Origin of the sequence: Kitasatospora arboriphila, from assembly GCF_039528095.1 — a bacterium.
GTDB lineage: Bacteria > Actinomycetota > Actinomycetes > Streptomycetales > Streptomycetaceae > Kitasatospora > Kitasatospora arboriphila.
This window is the reverse complement of sequence record NZ_BAAALD010000200.1, coordinates 1-3,348: the sequence shown is the minus strand read 5'-3', so window position 1 is coordinate 3,348 and position 3,348 is coordinate 1. Positions and strand designations below refer to the sequence as shown.

The window sequence follows — 3,348 nt, the reverse complement described above, 5'->3', positions numbered from 1 at the left end:
CCTCTGGCGCGTCACCACCTGGGGCATCGGCTCCCGCATCGACAAGATCACCGGCAAGGGCGGGAAGTAACCCTCCGGATCGACACGAGCGCCCCGTCGCGGTGCCGAGCAGTTGCTCGGCGGTCCGCGGCGGGGCGCTCCGTCGTTCGTGGGGTGCCGGGCTACCGGCAGCCGCCGGGCGGCGGCGGGGGCAGGTAGCGCTCCGCCCAGGCGCGCAGCTCGGTGAGGGCGGGGCCGAGCGCGGCCCCGGATTCGGTGAGCCGGTAGCGGACCCGCAGCGGCGGGCCCTCGTCGACCTCGCGGAGGACCAGGCCGGCCTCGCCGAGCTCGGTGAGCCGGTCGGAGAGCATCCGCTCGCTGATGCCGGGGATGGCGCGGCGCAGCTCGGAGAAGTGGCCGGGACCGTTGCTGAGCACGGCGACCACGAGCCCCGTCCAGCGCTTGCCGAGCAGGGCGAAGACCCGGGTGATGGCGGCGTCCGCCCCCGTACAGGCAGCGTGTGCCGGTGCTGTTTCCTGCGCCATGCCGTCCAGGGTACTGCCCCGCGGCAAGTGACTATAGAAAAGTAAGCTGCTACTGTTGCGGAAGCAGCGCACCGCGCTGCAGTAACTTCCGAAATGGAGGCATCGCCATGCCCACGCTGCTGCACATCGACTCGTCCGCGCTCTCCGAGGGCTCCGTCTCCCGCGAGGTCTCCGCGGCGTACCGGGAGGCCTGGGAGGCCGCCAACCCGGGCGGCACCGTGATCTACCGCGACCTGGCCGCCGAGCCCCTGCCGCACCTGGACGCCGCCGGCATCACCTCCGCCTTCGCCCCGGCCGAGCACCGCAGCCCGGAGCAGCAGGCGGCCTGGACCCTGCGCGAGCAGCTGGTCACCGAGCTGGAGCAGGCGGACGCCGTCGTCATCGGCACCCCGATGTACAACTTCACGATCCCGTCCGCCCTCAAGGCCTGGCTCGACCAGGTGATCGTGATCGGCCGCAGCGCGGGCGAGCAGCCCTCCGCCGCCGGCACCCCGGTCACCGTGGTTGCCTCCCGCGGCGGCGCGTACGGCCCGGGCACCCCGCGGGAGAGCTTCGAGTTCGTCACCACCTACCTGGAGAAGGTGCTGACCGGCATGCTCGGCCTGGAGGTCGACTTCGTGGTGCCCGAGTTCACCCTGGCCCGGGTCAACCCGGCGCTGGCCGGCTTCGCCGAGCAGGCGGACGCCTCCAAGGCGCAGGCGCTGGTGGACGCCGCGGCCCGTGCCGAGGCCGTCGCCAGCCGCGTCGCGGCCTGAGGCCCCCGCGCCCGGGCGGCCTCCGCTCCACCCGCCCGGGCGCGCCTGACCGGCGATCGGTACCCCACCGACCAAGCTGGTACGAACGAGCGGCCCGCCGGGCCGCCCCGCCGACCAGGGAGCCGACGTGACGCCCAACCCGCCCGACGAGACCGCCGGACCCCACCGCGCGGCCCCCGGGCCGGGCCACCCACCGCTGGAGATCGACGTCTTCACCGGCCCGGAGAGCGCCTTCTTCGCGACCTCCGTGCTGATCATGGGCCAGGGCACCGCGATCCTGGTCGACGCCCAGCTCACCCGCAGCGCCGGCCGCGAACTCGCCGAGTGGATCGCCGGCAAGGGCCGCCGGCTGCTCGCCATCGTGGTCACCCACCGCCACCCCGACCACTACTTCGGCGCCGAGGAGGTGCTGCGGCTCTTCCCCGAGGCCCAGCTGCTGGCCGCGCCGCCGGTGGTCGAGGGGATCGCCCGCACCGCCGTCGCCAAGGTCGCCGAGTGGAAGCCCGTCTACGGCGACGACATCCCCGACCAGCCGCTGCTGCCCGCGCCGCTGCTGCCGCAGCCGCTGATGATCGACGGCCAGCCGATCCGGGTGCTCGCGCTCGGCCAGGGCGACTGCGAGGGCTCCACCGTGGTGCACGTCCCGAGCATCCGCACCGTGCTCGCCGGCGACTTCGTCTACAACGGCACCCACGTCTGGACGGCCGACACCGACGCCCACCGCCGGATCGACTGGGCGCACAACCTGGCCCGGATCGCCGACCTCGGCGCGGAGCGGGTGGTCGCCGGCCACCGGGCGCCCGGCACCGACGACGACGCGCTGCGGGTGATCGCCTTCACCGGCGAGTACCTGCAGGACTTCGACCGCGCCCTGGCCGCCCACCCGCACGACCCGGAGGCCCTGGCCGCCACGATGAACGAGCGGTACGGCGCGCTCACCCTGCCCGTCATCCTCGACCTCGGCGCGGCCGCCAACACCACGCCGGCCGAGGACGCGGAGATCGTCGACGCCGAGATCGTCGACGCGGAGATCGTCGAGGAGGACTGAACCCCTCCGGCCGCCCCGGCCCACCCGGCCCTCCCGAACGGGCCGCCGGGCGGCGGATACTGGCGGCATGACGGCCTTCGACGTGATCGTGCCGGCCGGCGGGGCCGCGAGCCGGCTCGGCGGCGCCGACAAGCCCGGGCTGGACGTGGGCGGCCGGACCCTGCTCGACCGGGTGCTGGCGGCCTGCGCGGACGCTCGCACCACCGTCGTGGTCGGCCCCGTCCGGACCGTCGCCCGCACCGTGCACTGGACCCGCGAGGAACCGCCCGGCGGCGGACCGGTCGCCGCCGTCGCCGCCGGCCTCGCCGCGGTGACCGCCGACCGGGTGCTGCTGCTCGCCGCCGACCTGCCCTTCCTGGACGACCGCACCGTGCACCGGCTGCTCGCCGCCCTCGAGGACGCCGGGGCGGAGGCCGCCGTCCTGGTCGACGCGGACGGCCGGGACCAGCCGCTCGCCGGCGCCTACCGCACGGCCGCGCTGCGCGCCTCGCTCGCCGCCCTCGGCAGCCCGGACAGCCGCCCGCTGCGGCGGCTCACCGGGCCGCTGCACACCGTCCGGCTGGCCGACGCCGAGGCCGTCGCCCTCGACTGCGACACCTGGGAGGAGCTCGCCCGGGCCCGCGACCGGGAGCTGCGCGGGCGCGCCGGACGGTGATCCTCACCGCCCGCCCCGACGGCCGGTGAGCGGACCGACCCGCGCCGCACACGACCGCGGCACCACCGCGGACACCGGGATCGGGCAGCATGGGGCCATGGAGCGCACGCTGGATGACTGGATCGCCGAGGTCGGCGCCGAGCTGGGGATCGACTTCGAGGTCGACGTGCCGGGGCTGCTGGACCTCGCCCGGGTGGTCGCGCACGGGGTCGCCCGGCCGGCCGCACCGCTGACCGCCTTCCTGGTGGGGTACGCGGCGGCCGCCCGCGGCGGCGGGGCCGAGGAGGTCGCGGCGGCGACCGCCCGCACCGCCGCCCTCGCCGAACGGTGGGCCGCGCAGCACCCGCCGGAGCAGGCGTGACCGGC

Annotated in this window: 3 protein-coding genes and 2 pseudogenes; 4 read left to right on the top strand and 1 reads right to left on the bottom strand. The window is 76.0% G+C overall.

Going from position 1 to position 3,348, the window contains the following annotated elements:
• Nucleotides 1-161 precede the first annotated feature (161 nt).
• Entirely contained in the window at nt 162-524 is a 363-nt protein-coding gene (locus ABD353_RS39390) for a winged helix-turn-helix transcriptional regulator (protein WP_344628536.1), read from the bottom strand.
• A gap of 107 nt (nt 525-631) precedes the next feature.
• Between ABD353_RS39390 and ABD353_RS39385 the strand changes: the two genes are divergently transcribed.
• The 4 genes and pseudogenes from ABD353_RS39385 to ABD353_RS39370 all read left to right on the top strand — a co-directional run.
• Nucleotides 632-1,279: an FMN-dependent NADH-azoreductase gene (locus ABD353_RS39385; protein WP_344628535.1), complete on the top strand. Its 648-nt coding sequence runs from the start codon at nt 632-634 to the stop codon at nt 1,277-1,279.
• Between the two features lie 127 nt (nt 1,280-1,406).
• Nucleotides 1,407-2,327, top strand: a complete 921-nt coding sequence (locus ABD353_RS39380) for an MBL fold metallo-hydrolase (protein ID WP_344628534.1) — start codon at nt 1,407-1,409, stop codon at nt 2,325-2,327.
• 67 nt (nt 2,328-2,394) lie between these two features.
• A pseudogene (mobA, locus tag ABD353_RS39375) lies at nt 2,395-2,955 on the top strand (molybdenum cofactor guanylyltransferase); the annotation flags it as partial.
• 106 nt (nt 2,956-3,061) lie between these two features.
• Nucleotides 3,062-3,343: pseudogene (locus tag ABD353_RS39370) on the top strand (DUF6457 domain-containing protein); the annotation flags it as partial.
• Nucleotides 3,344-3,348 lie beyond the last annotated feature (5 nt).